Below are 17,946 nucleotides of genomic sequence, written 5' to 3'. Positions count from 1 at the left end.
CGCCCCGCTTCTACGCGCGGCGGTTGCAGCTCTCTCAGGACATGCGCCCGTCACGCCGCGCGCACGGTGTCGAGGAAATTGCCGACCTCGAGCTTGAGGCGGTTGCTGTCACCCGACAGCGACTGGGCCGCCGCCAGCACCTGCGATGACGCCGAGCCGGTCTCGCCCGCCCCGCGCTGCACATCGGTGATGTTGGCCGAGACCTGGTGGGTGCCTTCCGCCGCCTGCTGCACGTTGCGGGAGATTTCCTGTGTCGCCGCACCCTGCTCTTCCACGGCAGCCGCGATGGTGGAGGAAATCTCCGAGAGCTTCTCGATAGTGCCGCTGATGTCCTTGATTGCGCCGACCGAATGCTCGGTCGCGGTCTGGATGCTGGCGATCTGCTGCCCGATCTCGCCGGTGGCCTTCGCGGTCTGTTCGGCGAGTGCCTTGACCTCGGCGGCGACGACCGCAAAGCCGCGACCGGCTTCGCCGGCGCGCGCGGCCTCGATGGTCGCGTTGAGCGCCAGGAGATTGGTCTGACCTGCGATGGTGTTGATCAGCTCGACCACGTCGCCGATCCGCGTCGCCGCCCTGGACAATTCGCTGACACGCTCGGTGGTGACACGCGCCTGGCCGACAGCTTCGTTGGCCACGCGGGCCGATTCCTGCACCTGCCTGCTGATCTCGGTGATAGAGGACGACAGCTCCTCGGTCGCCGACGCCACCGCCTGCACGTTGGTGGACGCCTCCTCGGAGGCTGCAGCAACCATGGTCGTGAGCTGCTGCCCACGCTCCGCGGTCGATGTGAGCGTCGACGCCGAGGCTTCGAGCTCGGTCGCTGCCGAGGACACGGTATCGACGATCTCCCCGATCGCGGCTTCGAAGCCGTCGGCCAGCTTCCGCATCTCCAGCTTGCGCTGCTCGGCTGCCCGCTTCTCGGCCGCAGCGTGATCGCCGCGCATGCGTTCGACTTCGAGGCCGTTTTGCTTGAAGACTTCAACGGTCCGCGCCATCTCGCCGACCTCGTCACCTCGGCGGGTGCCTGGCACGACCGTCGTGAAGTCGCCCTTGGCGAGCCCACCCATCGCAACCGAAATGGCTGAAAGCGGGTTGAGAATCCGGCCGAAGGTGATCCAGAAACTGAGGCCAGCGAGCATCACCGAGGCGCAGAGCAACACGACCGTGAAAGCGAAATTACGGGTGCTGACGTCTGCCTGCATCGTGGCTTCGCGGTCAGCGGCCGCGCCAATGGCTTCACCGAGCTTCAGCACCGCAGTGATGCCGGCAGTGGCCCGCGTGAAGTACTCGGGTCCCGTGATCTTGTAGTCCCCGGCTTCGCCACCGGCGAGCACAAGCGCCCGCGTTTCACCGTAGGCGCCAAAATAGGATTTCTCGACCTCCGTCATCGCCTCGCCGATCTGCAGGGCGAGGTCCGAGCGCAGCCGCACCGGCAATACCGTGTCCCATGCGAGTTCGACCTTGGCCCGCAGCGCCGAAAGGCGCTCATAGCCCTCCGTCCCGAGCTTCGCGCGCGCACCGACGACACCGGCCAGCAGGGCCCGCTCCCTTCCGGCGTTCTCGGCCATCTGAGCTGTCAGATGTCGCAAGCCGATGAGCTGCGCCAGCCTTGCCACGGGCGGGCTGGTGAGCGTTTCGAGCGTCAGCCGCAAGCGGTTGCTCGCGACGTCGATCACCTCCGTAATTGTTGGCACGAAGCCATCTACGAGGTCAGGCTCGCGTTGGACGCGCGGGCGCGACATTCCCGCATCGGCCTTCTCACGCAAGAGACGCAGCGCCTCGAATTTCGCCGCGGCGTCCGCAATCTGTCTTTGCCCCGCCGTCATTTCGGGAATCGCGCTGATATCGAGGATGGCTTGGCGAAAGGCCTCGTCGGCCGTCGCGCGCGCCTTTGCGATTTCGGCGCGGCGCTCGGCGCTGACGACATCAGGAGACTTCAGCACGGCGTTGGTCAGCCCGCGTTCAATCGCCCAATGTCCTGCGCTGCGCAGCAGCAGTTGGGCAACTGCATTGACCTTCAGGAAAGCCTCGGACTCTCGCCGCTTGAGGACGGCCTCATAGGCGATGAATCCGGCCGAGGCCAACCCCAGCAAGACCAGGGCAGAGATGATGATCGGCAAGATCGTGCCGATCCGGACATGTCCGAGCCGACTCCACGCGCCGGCGGCCCGAGTTCGGGCCTGCTGATGATGAGCAGGGCTCAACATGCTACGTTTCCCCCCAAAGGAAACACGCAGCCAAGTCCTTGCCGGCTGCATGGACGTTGATCGCCCTTGCCGGAGAATCTAGTCCTCGAGTTTCGCGTTCTGGTTAACGGGAGGGTTCGGAGAAATACTGAGATTTCAGCCCAAATAGTTGAAATGGAAGAGGTAATTTCGCGAGCAAGTTGTAAATTTCAGCTTGAGGTCGCCGCTGTTGGTTTTTGCAGCCGACGTTCGTCGAAATCATGCGCGAGACGTTCGCGGCGACGATCAAGATGCAAAAACGCCCCGCCTGAGGAGGCAGGCGTCTTCCCGAACTGTCTGGAACGAGGTTCTTAGGCGGCGCGCACGGTGTCGAGGAATTTCCCGACCTCGAGTTTGAGGCGGTTGCTGTCGCTCGACAGCGACTGTGCCGCTGCCAGCACCTGCGACGATGCCGAGCCGGTTTCGCCCGCGCCGCGCTGCACGTCGGTGATGTTGGACGAGACCTGATGGGTGCCTTCCGCCGCCTGCTGCACGTTGCGGGAAATCTCCTGCGTCGCCGCGCCCTGCTCCTCGACGGCCGCGGCGATCGTGGACGATATCTCGGACAGCTTTTCAATGGTGTTGCTGATGGCGCTGATCGCGCTGACCGAGTCCTGCGTTGCCGCCTGAATGCCGGAAATCTGCTGACCGATCTCGCCGGTCGCCTTCGCGGTCTGCTCCGCGAGCGCCTTCACTTCGGAAGCCACCACGGCAAAGCCGCGACCGGCCTCCCCGGCGCGCGCTGCCTCGATGGTGGCATTGAGCGCCAGCAGGTTGGTCTGGCCGGCGATGGTGTTGATCAGCTCGACCACGTCGCCAATGCGAGCCGCCGCCTTGGACAATTCGCCGACCCGGTCGGTCGTGGTGCGGGCCTGGGTAACCGCCTCGCTCGCGACCCGCGCCGATTCCTGCACTTGGCGGCTGATCTCTTTGATCGAGGACGACAGCTCTTCGGTCGCAGAGGCAACCGACTGCACGTTGGTCGACGCCTCCTCGGAGGCCGCAGCCACCACTATCGTCAGTTCCTGTGCCCGCTCCGCCGTCGAGGTCAGCGTCGAGGCCGAAGCCTCGAGCTCCGTCGCGGCCGAGGAGACGGTATCGACGATCTCGCCGACGGCGCCTTCGAAACTGTCGGCAAGCCTGCGCATATCGGCCTTGCGCTGCTCGGCCGCCATCTGGTCCTGCCGCATCTTGGCTTCCGCTTCCTCGCGCGCCTTCTGCTCCGACACGATCTTGAATTTCTCGACAGCCGCGGCGACGCCGCCAACCTCGTCCTTGCGGCCGAGACCCGGCAGGACGACAGAGAAGTCACCAGCAGCGAGCTTGTCCATGGCAACCGTGAGCGCGCGGATCGGCCGCGCGATGGTCAGGAAGGACATCAGCCACGAACCGATGAGGACGAGCACGGCGCACGCGCCGACCACCATGCCGAGACGCTCGCTCGTGGCCATCTCCTGTTGCGCTGCAGCGATTTCTTCCTCGCTTTTATGCTTGGCGAAATCGGCAATCTCGCTGGTCAAATTATCCAGTTGCGTAGCGAGCGGCAGCGTCACCTCACGGACATGGCGCGCGCCTTCCTCGGAAATCTTGGCGGCGCGGGCGGGGTCCGTGGCCGCCACGGCCATGGCCTCGCTGCGAACGGAGGCGTTCTGCTGCGCACCCTTGAGGTAATCGGCGGACGTAGACTTGAGCTTCTCCATCCGCGCGCGATTTTCCGCGGAGTGCGTCAACCTAAGCATGGAATCGACGACGCCGTTCAGCGCTTTCGACCGCTCCAGCAGAAGCTCGCTCGCCTTTTGCAAGTCGCCCTGATTGTTGGCGAGACGCATGTCTCGAACAGCGAGCTGCATGCCGCGTATCCCAAGCTTGGCTTCGGTGGCCTCGCGGACCAATTCCTGCTGCGCAATCGCTGCTTGGTTGGAATGACGCACGGTGTTGTTGCCGATGACCTGGCTCGCGATCATCGCGCCGACCAGAATAACGCCGAACGCCGAAGCGAGCGCGAGCTTGGTACCGATTTGCAGATTCTGGATGAGTTTCGACATGGGCGCGTTTCCCGGGGATTACGCGGCCAAGTCATTGTCGGCCGCCCTCGGCGTTGATCGCCCTTGCCTAAAAACTGAGCTTCAGGTGTGGTTATCCGGTTAACGACCGCCCCCGGACAAATACCGGACTCGCTAGAAATCCCTTGAAAAACGGCACGGTCCGCGCGCTTAACAGGTTAACCACACGCGGCGGTAGGGTGCTCGATTTCTAGCCAGTGCGACCAAGGGCCTTCTGGCTCTCGCCGATCAGGCTGATCCGGAACACCGGCTCCTTGTTCTCGTCTAGCAGCTCCATGCGCCATTCCGCGTTCTGCTTCAGGCTGCGCGAGATGCCGCCGAGCAAATTGGCACAGACTTCGGTCATCTCGGCCCAAGCCGCAGCGCGATCCTCGAACTCATATGGCTGGTCGGCAGCACCGGAATAGCGGCCGGTGCTGATACGGAAGAAGTACAGCGACATCGTTGAACCCTTTGATCGGGCCGCGCCCCCCGGCCGTACGCAAACTGAGACGCGAACAGCTACCAACGCATGAAAGCCGCCGTCCGTATGACTACGGCGCGGCGGCTTCGTGTTTGATGGCAACTCTCAACGACAAAGTGCGCGGAGTGTCACGCGCAGCCAACTCACTGGGTCGAGCGGCGCAGCTCCAGCGGGGCGTCGTCCCTTGCGGGCTCCGATTTGGCTTGCGGCTTTACCGGCTCGAGCCGGCTGCTCTCGACGCGCGGGGTCTCGACACGCGCGGCGACTTCGGTGTTGGTCGCGCCGACCGAACCCGTGTGTTCCGAGGTGCGCAGCGAGCGCGGCCGCGCGACGGCCCGCGCCATCAGCATCTGGTTGCCGCCCTGGTGATGGAAGTCGCAATAGGCGAAACCCATCCCGGACACCGAGCCGCGGAAACTGCGATCGTCGGTCTTTTCAAGGTTGAAACAGGGCTCGAACGGAATACCCTTGATCGAGGCGCAGACGTTCTGGCCGCGGATCTGAAGCGTGTTGCCGGGCAGGCGGAGATGTTTCACCGGACCTGCACCCGAGAACTGCACGGCGCCGGCGGCGCCGAGGTCGTCCATGATGCGGCCCGCGCCGCGGGTGCCGTCAAAGCAGGTGAAAGCAAACACCTTCCCGGCGACGAAGCGGCGCGCCTCATCGGCGTTCATGCTTCCAGCAATGGCCGGCGCAATCGTCGCTACCGCCGTGACCGCCCCCAACACAATACGCGCAAGCATGCTCAACTCCGAACCAACCCCGCAGCGGGCTATGCCTTATCTCTTTACCCGCTGCTTACCATACTAACCATGGCGACATTGAAGCAGCATGGTTGGTAAAGTCTGAACGCTGTTAGACAATTTTTACCACGGTGCGACCGCGTACCTGGCCGGCCAGGATTTTCGCGCCCCATTCCGGCACGTCGGAAAGCGGAATTTCGTGAGTAATTTCAGCTAGTTTCGTCCGATCCAGATCGGACGCCAGGCGTTGCCAGGCGGCTTTCCGCAGCTCGATCGGGCACATCACGGAATCGATGCCGAGAAGGCACACCCCGCGCAAAATGAAAGGTGCGACGGAAGACGGCAGGTCCATGCCGCCGGCCAAGCCGCAGGCGGCGATCGCGCCGCCATACTTCGTCATCGACAGCAGGTTTGCGAGCGTGGTCGAGCCGACGCTATCGACACCACCCGCCCAGCGCTCCTTGGCAATGGGCTTGGCGGCCGCCGACAATTCGTTGCGGTCGATCACCTCAGTCGCGCCGATCTCTTTCAGATAGTCCGCTTCGGACGCACGGCCCGTGGACGCGATGACGTGATATCCGAGCTTCGAGAGCACGGCGGTCGCAACCGAGCCGACGCCGCCCGCCGCGCCCGTCACCACGACCGGACCGCTGTTTGGCGACAGTCCGTGCTTCTCCAGCGCCAGCACGGACAGCATCGCAGTGAAGCCGGCGGTGCCGATCGCCATGGCGTCGCGCGCCGACAGGCCCTGTGGAAGAGCGACCAGCCAGTCGCCTTTCACCCGCGCCTTCTCGGCATAGGCGCCGAGATGGGTTTCGCCCATGCCCCAGCCGGTGCAGACGACCTTGTCGCCCGCCTTCCATTGCGGATGCGAGGACTGCTCGACCGTACCGGCGAAATCGATGCCGGCAATCATCGGGAAGCGGCGCACCACCGGCGCCTTGCCGGTGAGCGCAAGGCCGTCCTTGTAGTTCAACGTCGACCATTCCACGCGGACGGTGACGTCGCCCTCCATCAGCTCGGCTTCGTCGAACTGCGTGAGCTGCGCGGTGGTGCCCTTGTCCGCCTTGTCGATCCGGATCGCCTTGAAATTGGCCACAGCAAAACTCCCTGACTTGTTTCAGGGGATGTTTAGCCGATCAGGCCGGCTGCGCAACCGCCCGCTGGACCGGTTTCTCCACGATCGGAAGATTGATCAGCGCCGAGAGCACGCCGAACAGGATCGAGAGCCACCAGATCGGCGTGTAGGAACCGAACCGCTCGAACACGATGCCGCCGAGCCAGACGCCGAGGAAGCCGCCGACCTGATGGCTGACGAAGGCGAAGCCATAGAGGGTGGCGAACCAGCGCGTGCCGAACATGATGGCGACCAGCGCCGAGGTCGGCGGCACGGTCGACAGCCAGGTCAGGCCGGAGACCGCGCCAAACGCAATCGCCGAGAACGGCGTGATCGGGAACGAGATGAAGGCAAGCGTCGCAAGCGCGCGGGTGAAATAGATGATCGAAAGGATGTAGCGCTTGGGCATGCTGTTCTGGAGATATCCGACGCTCAGCGATCCCATGATGTTGAACAGGCCGATCGCCGCGATCACCCAGCCGCCGATTTGCGTGGAGATGCCGCTATCGACCAGGAAGGCCGGCAGATGCACCGTGATGAAGGCAAGCTGGAAGCCGCAGGTAAAGAAGCCGAGCACCAGCAGCACATAAGAGCGATGGCCGAAGGCTTCCGCGAGCGCTTTGGTGAAGGTCTGCTGGTCCGCAGGCGCCGCGTTTGCCGTGCTTGCGACCGGCGGCGTCGAGAGCGCCAGCGACAACGGGATGATCAGCAGCATCAGGAAGCCGAACACGGTGAGCGCCTGCTGCCAACCAAAATTGTCGATCAGGGCCACGCCGATCGGCGCGAACAGGAATTGCCCGAACGATCCCGCCGCAGTACCGGCGCCGAGAGCCAGGCCGCGCTTCTCGGCCGGCAAGAGCTTGGTAAATGCCGACAGCACCAGATTGAACGAGCAGCCGGCGAGACCGAAGCCTACCATGACGCCGGCGCCGATGTTCAGCGACAGCGGCGTCGAGGAATAGCGCATCAGGAGCAGGCCGCCGGCATAGAGCAGAGCGCCGACGCACATCACCCGGAACAGGCCGAAGCGATCGGCGACCGCGCCGGCGACGGGTTGGCCCAATCCCCACAGCAAATTCTGAAACGCGATCGCGAGGCCGAACACATCGCGGCCCCAGGCATATTCATGGCTCATCGGCTGCACGAAGAAGCCCAGCGCCGAGCGCGGGCCGAAGCCGAGCATCCCGATCGCGCAGCCGCAGAGAATGATGATCGCCGGCGTGCGCCAGGAGGAGGAACGGGAGACCGAACCGAGCTCGCCCATCTGTGTCGACATGCTGTTCCTCGTGCATCGTCGCGGATTAGCAAATGGCAGCCGCGAGCCAGCTCGTTTAATGCATCTGCATGAAACCCCCAAGTCAAAAACGAATGCATTCCGTGAAGAGCTGGCGCGGGAGCATTGCATTTCCTCGCGGCCTCAGCCGACGCGCCGAGGGGACCGACTTGACGGAAATGTGTGCGGCGAGACCTAGCGGCTCCCAACACGGCGTGTTATCTTCTATTTGCTCATATCGAGCATATTAAAATGATTTCCGGCCTGTCGGCCGGATTTCTCAGGCTCTGTATATGCTCAGAATGAGTATAAATGACATGCACGGGAGGCTTGGATGCCGCTAACTGGAATTTACGGCCCCGACGACTTTGCCAACCGGCCGCAGGGCCACGTCATCACGCCGGCACGGCCCGGGCAGGCGCGAACCGGACCTTCGCTGCCGATGCCTTCGCTGGAATGGACTCCGGAGGTCGAGCGAGCCACCGCACCGCTCTACGAGCGCGTGAAACACGTCATCCCGCCGATCGAATGGCCGCTGATGGCCCCGACGATCAAGGCGATCAACGAACTGAAGCAGGCCCGGGGCGCGGTGATCCTCGCGCACAATTACCAGGCGCCGGAGATCTTCCACTGCGTCGCCGACATCGGCGGTGATTCGCTCCAGCTCGCGGTCGAAGCCACCAGGGTGAAGGCCGGCATTATCGTCCAGTGCGGCGTGCACTTCATGGCGGAGACGTCGAAACTGCTCAATCCGGACAAGACGGTGCTGATTCCTGATACGCGTGCCGGCTGCTCGCTCGCCGCCAGCATCACCGGCGCGGACGTCCGCCTGCTCCGCGAAAAATTTCCCGGCGTGCCTGTCGTTGCCTATGTCAACACCTCCGCGGAGGTGAAGGCCGAGGTCGATATCTGCTGCACCTCGTCGAACGCGGCCCAGGTGGTCGAAAGCCTCGGCGCACCAAGCGTGATCTTCCTGCCCGACCGCTATCTCGCCACTTACGTGGCCTCGAAGACCGACGTGAAGATCATTGCCTGGAAGGGCGCCTGCGAGGTGCACGAGCGCTTCACCGGCGCCGAGCTGCGCAGCTACCGCGAGGCCGATCCCTCCGTACAGATCATCGCCCATCCCGAATGCCCACCGGACGTGCTGGCCGAGGCCGACTTCACGGGCTCGACCGCGCACATGATCAACTGGGTGCGCGAGCGGCGGCCGCGGCGGCTGGTGATGATCACGGAATGCTCGATGGCCGACAATGTCCGCGCCGAGCTGCCCGATGTGGAGATGCTGCGCCCCTGCAACATCTGCCCGCACATGAAGCGCATCACGCTCGCCAACATTCTGGAGAGCCTGCTGACGCTTCGTGAAGAGGTGACGATCGATCCCACGCTCGCGGACCGCGCAAGGCGCTCGGTCGAGCGGATGATCAATTTGAAGAATTGAAGGCAACTCCCAACCACAAACACAATCGTCGTCCCGGACAAGCGAAGCGAAGCGGAGCGAAGATCCGGGACCCATAACCACAGGGCGTGGGTATTGGCAGGCTGGCAGCTCCAGCTTGCCGCAACAACCCGCAGTCGGGGTTATGGGTCCCGGCCTTCGCCGGGACGACAGTTGAGAGCCTGGAGAAAGCTATGACAACAAATACCATCCACACCCTCCCCCGCTCCGACGACGTCGTCATCGTCGGTGGCGGCCTTGCCGGATTGTTCTGCGCGCTCAAGCTCGCGCCGCGGCCCGTGACATTGATCTCGGCCGCGCCGCTCGGACAGGGCGCGTCGTCCGCATGGGCGCAAGGCGGCATCGCCGCGGCAATGGCTGAAGGCGATACGCCGGAAGCGCACGCCGCGGACACGGTTGCCGTTGGCGGCGGCATCGTCGACGAAGCTGTCGCACTCGGGATCGCGCGCGAGGCCGCGCCGCGGATTCACGACCTGCTCGCCTATGGCGTGCCGTTCGACCGCGATCTCGGAGGCAGGCTCGCAGTCGGGCGCGAAGCCGCACACTCGGCGCGGCGCATCGTGCATGTGCGCGGCGATGGCGCAGGGGCCGCCATCATCGCGGCCCTGAGCGATGCCGTGCGGCGCACACCGTCAATTCGACTGATCGAAGGTTTCGTCGCCGAAGCACTGCTGACCGACGACGGCGCCGTCACCGGCCTTCAGTTGCGCGAAGCCGACAATTTCGCCGCACGGCCGATCCTGCTCGCCGCGCGGACGGTGGTGCTGGCCACGGGTGGCATCGGCCATCTCTATGCCGTCACCACCAATCCGCGCGAGGCGAGCGGATCCGGCCTCGCGATCGCCGCACGCGCAGGCGCGGTCATCGCGGATCCCGAGTTCGTGCAGTTTCACCCGACCGCCATCATGGTCGGCCGCGATCCCGCGCCGCTCGCCACGGAAGCGCTACGCGGCGAAGGCGCGACGCTGATCAACGGCCGTGGCGAACGTTTCATGGCGGCGCGCCATCCGCTCGCCGAGCTCGCACCGCGCGACATCGTGGCGCGCGGCGTGTTCGCGGAGATCTCGGCCGGACGCGGCGCCTTCCTCGATGCGCGGCAGGCGCTGGGCGGACGTTTTGCCGACAAATTCCCGACCGTTCATGCAAGCTGCATCGCCGCCGGCATCGACCCCGCCACGCAGGCCATCCCGATCGCACCGGCGGCGCACTATCACATGGGCGGCATCGCGGTGGACGATCGCGGCCGCAGCTCGATCGACGGGCTCTGGGCCGGCGGCGAAGTGTCGTCCACCGGCGCGCACGGCGCGAACCGGCTTGCTTCGAATTCGCTGCTGGAGGCCGTGGTCTACGCCGCGCGCATCGCCGACGACATCGCCGGCCGCACCATTCCCTCGCCCGTCCGCCTTGCGGACGTGCCGACGCCGCGGGACGGCGCGCCGGATGATGCGGCCGTGAAGCGGCTGCGGATGCTGATGAGCACCCATGTCGGCGTGATCCGCAACGGTGACGGGCTTGCGGACGCGGTTCGCAGCTTCGCCGCGCTCGAGCGCGAGGCCACGAGCATCGCGGTCCGCAACACGGCAACGGCAGCCCTGCTCGTGGCGGCGTCGGCCTGGAGCCGGTGCGAGAGCCGCGGGGCGCATTTCCGCACCGACCATGCCGCGGACGTTCCCGCACTCGCGCAACGCACCATGACTACGCTCACGGCGGCACGCGAGATCGCGGACAGCCTGAGCGAACGCCCAACACCGCGCACCGCGCAACCCCTGATCGCCTGACGGAGACTTCCATGATCACCCCGACCTCCCTCCTCTATCCCGGCGCCTTCCTCTCTCCCCTCGCGATCGACGAGGCCGTGCACCGCGCGCTCGATGAGGATCTCGGCCGCGCCGGCGACATCACCTCGCTCGCGACGATCCCCGAGGCAACGAAGGCGCAAGCGATCCTGGTCGCACGGCAATCCGGCGTGATCGCCGGCTTGCCGCTGGCGCTCGCCACCTTGCAAAAACTCTCGCCCGACATCGAAATACGCGCACATGTTCGCGACGCCGCGCGCGTCGCCCGCGGACAGCAGGTGCTGACGATCTCGGGGCCGGCACGCGCCATCCTCACGGCGGAGCGGACCGCGCTGAATTTCGTCGGCCGCCTGTCGGGCGTCGCGACGCTCACGGCGAACTACGTTGCGCGCGCCGAGGGCACCCGGATGCGGATCTGCTGCACGCGAAAGACCACGCCTGGGCTGCGCGCCTTGGAGAAATACGCCGTACGTTGCGGCGGCGGCTTCAATCACCGCTTCGGGCTCGACGACGCGATCCTGATCAAGGACAACCACATCGCGGTTGCCGGCGGCATCCGCCCGGTGCTGGAGCGCGCCCGCGCCCATGCCGGCCATCTCGTCAAGATCGAGATCGAGGTCGACACGCTTCCACAGTTGCGCGAGGTGCTCGACACCGGCCTTGCCGACGCCGTGCTGCTCGACAACATGGACATTGCGACGTTGCGCGAAGCGGTCAGGCTCAACGAGGGACGCCTCGAACTGGAGGCATCCGGCGGCGTCACCCTGGACTCGATCGCAGCGATCGCGGCGACCGGCGTCGACTACGCCTCGTCCGGCGCGCTGACGCATTCGGCGCCGAATTTCGACTGCGCGCTGGATATCGAGGCGTGAGGGCTACCGCCGCTCGGTTGCGCCCATCTCGGCGGAGCTCTTGGCTTCCTGGATGAGCTCGGCGGATAGCGCAGCGGTCTGCGCTGGCGTCCCCCAACTCGGTTCCTCGCTGCCGTCGCCCCAGGCGCGTGGGCGATAGAAGGTGTGGACGCCGGTCTTGTACATCTTCTTCATCTCGGCGACCCAGGACGGGCGCACCCAATAGGCGTGGTAGTGCGTGGACTTGCCGACCTCGGGTAGCCAGATCTGGCCGTCGAGCATGGCCTTCGAGATCTTTTTCGCACGGTCCCACATCTCGGGCTCGCGGATCACGTCGGCATTGTTGTCGCAGGCGAAGGTGAACTGGCAGGCGAGATGGCGGTGCTTGTTCTGATAGACGGCGCCGCACACGGTATCCGGATATTTGCCGGAGAACACGCGGTTCATCACCACCTGCGCAACCGCCATCTGGCCGCGCACGGCCTCGCCGCGGGATTCGAAATACACGGCCTCGGCGAGGCATTTTTCGGACTTCGCGCGCGACTTGTGGTCGAGCGCGAGCCGCTCCGCCGGCGACCTGGCGCGCTGGTTGTCGACGTTGACCTCACCCTTCGGCGCGACGCTCTCGCCGCTTTCGACATCCTTCGCGATATCCTCCGTCGGCGGCGACAGCGAGGCCGTCACCTTCATGTCGGGGTCGGGCATCACGATCAGCGGCTCCGCACCGGGCTGCCAGCTCTCGATGGTCTCGACGTTGCCTCCGAGCGAGGAGCTGCCGAAGAACAGGTTCGAGGTTTTGACGCGGAATGGATCGCGTGGCGGTGCAGCCGGAATGGTGGCCTGCTTCAGGGCTTCGAGCGGCTGGAGCGCGAGCGAGCGCGCAGCGTCGCTGGGTTGTGGCGCACTGGTGTATTGCGGCAGCGGCGGCGCGCGCAGCGCTTCCGCAAGTTCGGGATCGAGCGCGGCCGCGGACTCCGGCGACATCGCCTGTGGCAACGCGACGGTCTTGGCGCCGAACACCGAGCTGTTCGACGTCGCGGGATCTTCCTGCGCGGGCGCTGCCGTCGGCGCGCCGGCTCCGGGGGCCTGCGTCGGTGTGATCGTTGCGAGCCGATCACCTTTCATGGAGCGATCGACCTTGGGAAAATCGGCGGCCTGGTAGCGCGGCGGCGCCTGCAGCGCCGGATTGCGGCTGATCGCGCCGGTGACGTCGCGACCGTCGAGGCTCGCGAGGCGAACCATCGCGCTCTGCGGAACCGAAGTGCCGATCGGCCGGGAAAAACTGTAGGTGGCGAGCTGTATGGAGGACGCAGCAGAGAACACCTGCTTCTGCCAACGCTCCGCGACGCCGGGTTGGCGCGCCAGCAGCGAGGCAATGTCCTGATAGCCGGTCTCTCTCGGCATCAATGCGAAGATGCAGAGACCGATGCCGAAGGACGCGAACCGCGCGCCCTTCGGATGGGTACGCAACAAAAACATCGATACGCTCACGCTACGCTTACGCTAGAAAATCGAGCCGCAGTACATCCGTGCAATTCGATCTTTCTCGTGAGTATCTAATTTAGGTTGCCGGGGCGTTAATCGGCGTGGCGCATGCGGCACACGCAAGCAATCGCAGGTGTTTTCACGGGGGTGATTGCATGCGTGGTAAATGTCCGCTGACGGGACGCGGTAAATATCTGGTCAACGCGAATGGTGAAGGAACTCTTGCGCGCACGTGTCATTGCGGGACGCGCGGTTCGGTTCCATCGCTACATCAACACCCGCTGTTCTGCCCCGCGAAGGCGGGGCATCCAGTACGCCGCGGCTTCTGCGTTCAAGCACTCACGTCTCGGCGTACTGGATCGCCCGGTCGAGCCGGGCGATGACAGCGAGTGTGTGGTGATCGCAAATACGATGTGGCAGCCGTCGAGCCTCAAATGAGAGAGGCGAGGTTTTGCCCCGCCTCTCTCGCTCTCAACATTTCAACTCGCCGCTCCGCTTATGCCTGGCTCGCGATCGCCTTGCCGAGCGCGGCTTGCGCGGCGGCGAGGCGGGCGATCGGGACGCGGTAGGGCGAGCAGGAGACGTAGTCGAGGCCGATCGCGTGGCAGAAGGCGACGGAGGCGGGATCGCCGCCGTGCTCGCCGCAGATGCCGACCTTGAGCGAGGCGCGCGTCTTACGACCGCGTGCGACGCCGATCTTGACGAGCTCGCCGACGCCTTCCTGGTCGAGCGCGACGAAGGGATCGATCGGCAGGATGCCCTTGGACACGTAGGTGCCGAGGAAGCTCGCGGCATCGTCACGGCTGATGCCGTACGTCGTCTGCGTGAGGTCGTTGGTGCCGAACGAGAAGAACTCGGCGCTCTCCGCGATCTCGGCCGCGAGCAGGCAGGCGCGCGGCAGCTCGATCATGGTGCCGACCTGATAGGTCAGCTTGGTGTTGGTGTCGCGCATCACCGCCTTCGCGGTGGAGTCGATGCGCGCCTTGACGAGGTCGAGCTCCATCTTGGTGGCGATCAGCGGCACCATCACCTCGAGGCCGACGGCCTTGCCGGTACGCTTCTCGGCCTCGACCGCCGCTTCGAAGATCGCGCGCGCCTGCATCTCGGCGATCTCGGGGTAGGCGATCGCGATACGGCAGCCGCGGAAGCCGAGCATCGGATTGAACTCCGACAGCTCGCGCGCGCGGTCGGCCAGGCGCCGCGGGTCGGTGTTCATGGCGCGCGCCACTTCCTCGACCTCGGCATGGGTGTGCGGCAGGAACTCGTGCAGCGGCGGATCAAGCAAGCGGATCGTGACGGGCAGGCCCTTCATGATCTCGAACAGCTCGACGAAATCGGCGCGCTGCATCGGCAGCAGCTTTGCCAGCGCGGCGCGGCGCGACTGCTCGTCCTCGGAGAGGATCATCTCGCGAACCGTCCGGATGCGCGTCTCCTCGAAGAACATGTGCTCGGTACGGCAGAGGCCGATGCCTTCCGCGCCGAACTTGATCGCGGTGTGCGCGTCCTCCGGCGTGTCCGCGTTGACGCGCACGCCGATCTTGCGGACCTGGTCGGCCCATTTCATCAGCGTGCCGAACTCGCCGGACAGCTCGGGCTCGATCATCGGCATGCGGCCGGCGAGCACCTGGCCGAGCGAGCCGTCGATGGTGATGACGTCGCCGGTCTTGAAGGTGCGCGAGCCGATGCTCATGGTGCCGCGGCCGTAATCGACCCGGATGGTGCCGCAACCGGAGACGCAGGGCTTGCCCATGCCGCGCGCGACCACCGCAGCATGCGAGGTCATGCCGCCGCGGGTGGTCAGGATGCCTTCGGCGGCGTGCATGCCGTGGATGTCTTCGGGGCTGGTCTCGATCCGGACCAGAATCACTTTGCGTCCGTCGGCCTGAAGCTTGGCCGCCTCGTCCGAGGAGAACACGATCTCGCCGGAGGCCGCACCCGGCGAGGCCGGCAGGCCGGTTGCGATCACGTCGCGCTTGGCGTTGGGATCGATGGTCGGATGCAGCAGCTGGTCGAGCGAGGCGGGGTCGATCCGCGTAACCGCTTCCTTCTTGGTGATCAGGCCTTCATTGGCGAGCTCGACCGCGATGCGCAGCGCCGCCTTGGCCGTGCGCTTGCCGCCGCGGGTCTGCAGCATCCAGAGCTTGCCCTGCTCGACCGTGAACTCCATGTCCTGCATGTCGCGATAGTGCTTCTCGAGCAGCGTGTAGATCCGCGTCAGCTCCTTGAAGGCCTCCGGCATCGCCGATTCCATCGACGCCTTGTCGGAGCCCGAGTCCTTGCGTGCTTCCTCGGTGATGTCCTGCGGGGTGCGGATGCCCGCCACCACGTCCTCGCCTTGCGCGTTGATCAGGAACTCGCCGTAGAGCTTGCTCTCGCCGGTCGAGGGATTGCGCGTGAAGGCAACGCCGGTCGCCGAGGTCTCGCCCATGTTGCCGAACACCATGGCTTGCACATTGACCGCGGTGCCCCAGGATTCCGGGATGTCGTGCAGCCTGCGGTAGGTCACCGCGCGGGCGTTCATCCAGGATGAAAACACCGCGCCAATCGCGCCCCAGAGCTGGTCGTGCGGATCCTGCGGAAAATCCTTGCCGGTTTCGCGCGCGACCGCGTCCTTGTACTTGCCGACCAGATCGACCCAGTCGTCGGCGGTGAGATCCGTGTCGAGCGTGTAGCCCTGGCTGTCCTTGAAGGTGTCGAGGATCTCCTCGAAATGATGATGCTCGAAGCCGAGCACCACGTCCGAATACATGGTGATGAAGCGGCGATAGCTGTCATAGGCGAATCGGCGATCGCCCGACAGTTCCGACAGCGCTTCCACGGTCTCGTCGTTGAGGCCGAGATTGAGCACCGTGTCCATCATGCCCGGCATCGAGGCGCGGCCGCCGGAACGCACGGACACGAGCAGCGGGTTCCTGGAATCGCCGAAGATCTTGCCGGTCAACTTGCCGACATGGTCGAGCGCCTTCTCAACCTGCGACTTCAATTCCTTCGGGTAGGACTTGTCGTGCGCGTAGAAGTAGGTGCAGACCGAGGTCGGAATGGTGAAGCCCGGAGGCACCGGCAGGCCGAGATTGGCCATCTCGGCGAGGTTGGCGCCCTTGCCGCCGAGCAAATCGCGCATCTCCGCTTTGCCCTCGGCCTTACCGTCGCCGAACGTGAACACCCACTTGCCGGCCTTGGCCGCAACAGGCGCCGCCTTGCTCGGTGCCGGCTTCACGGCGACTTTCGGCGCAACCGGCTTCGTCGGTACCTTTGCAACAGCCTTGGAGACAGCCTTGGCGGCAGGCTTCACAGCCGGCTTGGCAGCAGCCTTGGCAGCGCCCTTGGCCACCGGCTTCGGGGCGCGCTTGGCAAGTGCCTTGCGGGCCGCCGGCGCGGCTTTCGCCTTGGCGGAGGACTTTGATTTCGCTGGCATTTTCGCTGGAGTTTTCGAGGCGGCTTTGGCCATAGCTTGCACACAACCTGCGAGAGGAATGGGTAATTGCGGGCCTTACACCACTTTGGGCAGGTCCGCGCAAGTCGAAGAGTTCCGTAGAATGAAGGCCTAGAGATGGAGCCACTTCAACAATCCGAGCCCGATCGCACCATTTACGATGAGAAAAATCGCGACGATCAGGTTAAGGAGGCGCGGCATGATCAGGATGAGCACACCCGCCAGCAGAGACAGGATCGGCGAGATGTGGGCGACGGTGATGTGCATGAATTTTCTTTCCGTGGGGTGGGGCGAATCGCGGCGGGATCATAGCGGACTGGGTTCCGCGGGTAGAGACGCACTGGGCGCACGCGAGTTCCCGGCTTCGCGAAAACTGCCCGAAAATGCCGCGAATGCGGCGGGCATTTTCCGGAACATCGCGAAGACGCATGCATTGGCAACCGGTCGCGCCATTGGCGCTTCCCGAAAACCTTCTCGAAGGAGTTGCCCATGCGGAACAGGATTCTTGCTCTTGCAGCGCTCGCGGCCGCGATCGGCTCGCCCCTTGCGGCGCAGGCGCAAAGCAGCGTCACCGTGGGACGCGCGCCCGTCGTCGTCGACAGCGGCCCGACCATTGCGGTCGAGCAGCGGCCGGCTTTCCGCGACTATGTCGTCGAGCAACGGGTGCCGGCTTTCCGCATCCCGGATCGCGTGGTGGTCGGTGCCACCTTACCTGAAAGCGGCGTCACCTATTATGACGTGCCGCAACGTTTCGGCGCCACCACCTATCGCTACACCGTCGTGAACGGCGAGACCGTGCTGGTCGAGCCGCGCTCGCGGCGCATCGTCGAGGTGATGGACTAGCGTTTTCCGGAATCAACTAGGTGTCCGGCGCGTCACATCAATCAGGCTGACGCGAGCAATAGAGTCGGACATCAGGCCCCGCCCGGTCCTCCCCCCGCCGGGCGGGGCTTTTTGTGCTTTCGTCATTCCGGGGCGCGCGAAGCGCGAGCCCGGAATCCATCATGCGGCGCGTGATGTGGAGAAATGGATTCCGGG

Annotated in this window: 14 protein-coding genes; 5 read left to right on the top strand and 9 right to left on the bottom strand. The window is 65.1% G+C overall.

What is annotated here, in order from left to right:
* Nucleotides 1-50: 50 nt before the first annotated feature.
* The 6 genes from AC0L2F_RS18885 to AC0L2F_RS18860 all read right to left on the bottom strand — a co-directional run bounded on the left by AC0L2F_RS18885 (nucleotide 51) and on the right by AC0L2F_RS18860 (nucleotide 7,887).
* Entirely contained in the window at nucleotides 51-2,207 is a 2,157-nt protein-coding gene (locus AC0L2F_RS18885; RefSeq protein ID WP_473249400.1) for a methyl-accepting chemotaxis protein, read from the bottom strand.
* 329 nt (nucleotides 2,208-2,536) lie between these two features.
* Nucleotides 2,537-4,270, bottom strand: a complete 1,734-nt coding sequence (locus tag AC0L2F_RS18880) for a methyl-accepting chemotaxis protein (protein ID WP_473249399.1) — start codon at nucleotides 4,268-4,270, stop codon at nucleotides 2,537-2,539.
* A gap of 208 nt (nucleotides 4,271-4,478) precedes the next feature.
* Complete coding sequence (locus AC0L2F_RS18875) at nucleotides 4,479-4,730, bottom strand: DUF6894 family protein (protein WP_007607190.1); 252 nt, start codon at nucleotides 4,728-4,730, stop codon at nucleotides 4,479-4,481.
* A 164-nt stretch (nucleotides 4,731-4,894) separates the two neighbouring features.
* Nucleotides 4,895-5,494 carry a hypothetical protein gene (locus tag AC0L2F_RS18870; protein WP_063993456.1) on the bottom strand — a complete coding sequence of 200 codons (600 nt, stop codon included), beginning with the start codon at nucleotides 5,492-5,494 and terminating at the stop codon, nucleotides 4,895-4,897.
* Between the two features lie 112 nt (nucleotides 5,495-5,606).
* Nucleotides 5,607-6,593 (bottom strand): acrylyl-CoA reductase (NADPH), encoded by a 987-nt coding sequence (gene acuI, locus AC0L2F_RS18865; protein ID WP_473249398.1) that lies wholly within the window; start codon nucleotides 6,591-6,593, stop codon nucleotides 5,607-5,609.
* A 40-nt stretch (nucleotides 6,594-6,633) separates the two neighbouring features.
* On the bottom strand, nucleotides 6,634-7,887 hold the full coding sequence (locus tag AC0L2F_RS18860; RefSeq protein WP_473249397.1) for an MFS transporter: 1,254 nt from the start codon (nucleotides 7,885-7,887) through the stop codon (nucleotides 6,634-6,636).
* 331 nt (nucleotides 7,888-8,218) lie between these two features.
* Between AC0L2F_RS18860 and nadA the strand changes: the two genes are divergently transcribed.
* The 3 genes from nadA (at nucleotide 8,219) to nadC (ending at nucleotide 12,011) form a co-directional block, all read left to right on the top strand.
* A complete protein-coding gene (gene nadA, locus AC0L2F_RS18855; protein ID WP_473249396.1) occupies nucleotides 8,219-9,325 on the top strand; it encodes a quinolinate synthase NadA in 1,107 nt (368 codons plus the stop codon).
* 191 nt (nucleotides 9,326-9,516) lie between these two features.
* Complete coding sequence (locus tag AC0L2F_RS18850) at nucleotides 9,517-11,121, top strand: L-aspartate oxidase (protein ID WP_473249395.1); 1,605 nt, start codon at nucleotides 9,517-9,519, stop codon at nucleotides 11,119-11,121.
* A gap of 11 nt (nucleotides 11,122-11,132) precedes the next feature.
* Nucleotides 11,133-12,011 carry a carboxylating nicotinate-nucleotide diphosphorylase gene (nadC, locus tag AC0L2F_RS18845; RefSeq protein ID WP_473249394.1) on the top strand — a complete coding sequence of 293 codons (879 nt, stop codon included), beginning with the start codon at nucleotides 11,133-11,135 and terminating at the stop codon, nucleotides 12,009-12,011.
* Nucleotides 12,012-12,014: 3 nt separating this feature from the next.
* Here the strand turns inward: nadC and AC0L2F_RS18840 are convergent, their stop codons facing one another.
* On the bottom strand, nucleotides 12,015-13,469 hold the full coding sequence (locus AC0L2F_RS18840; protein ID WP_473249393.1) for a cell wall hydrolase: 1,455 nt from the start codon (nucleotides 13,467-13,469) through the stop codon (nucleotides 12,015-12,017).
* A 213-nt stretch (nucleotides 13,470-13,682) separates the two neighbouring features.
* Here AC0L2F_RS18840 and AC0L2F_RS18835 point away from each other — a divergent pair, with 213 nt between their 5' ends.
* Entirely contained in the window at nucleotides 13,683-13,913 is a 231-nt protein-coding gene (locus tag AC0L2F_RS18835) for a hypothetical protein (RefSeq protein WP_084777344.1), read from the top strand.
* Between the two features lie 58 nt (nucleotides 13,914-13,971).
* Here AC0L2F_RS18835 and ppdK read toward each other — a convergent pair whose 3' ends face one another.
* Both ppdK and AC0L2F_RS18825 read right to left on the bottom strand, forming a co-directional pair.
* Nucleotides 13,972-16,923, bottom strand: coding sequence for a pyruvate, phosphate dikinase (gene ppdK / locus AC0L2F_RS18830; RefSeq protein WP_473249392.1), 2,952 nt, complete (start codon nucleotides 16,921-16,923; stop codon nucleotides 13,972-13,974).
* A gap of 96 nt (nucleotides 16,924-17,019) precedes the next feature.
* On the bottom strand, nucleotides 17,020-17,175 hold the full coding sequence (locus AC0L2F_RS18825; protein WP_007607177.1) for a DUF3096 domain-containing protein: 156 nt from the start codon (nucleotides 17,173-17,175) through the stop codon (nucleotides 17,020-17,022).
* Nucleotides 17,176-17,397: 222 nt separating this feature from the next.
* Here AC0L2F_RS18825 and AC0L2F_RS18820 point away from each other — a divergent pair, with 222 nt between their 5' ends.
* Nucleotides 17,398-17,751 carry a DUF1236 domain-containing protein gene (locus AC0L2F_RS18820; RefSeq protein WP_007594952.1) on the top strand — a complete coding sequence of 118 codons (354 nt, stop codon included), beginning with the start codon at nucleotides 17,398-17,400 and terminating at the stop codon, nucleotides 17,749-17,751.
* Nucleotides 17,752-17,946 lie beyond the last annotated feature (195 nt).

The organism is Bradyrhizobium sp. Ken64, from assembly GCF_055807555.1.
The sequence above is the reverse complement of the archived record's forward strand: the minus strand, read 5'-3'. Positions and strand labels throughout refer to the sequence as shown.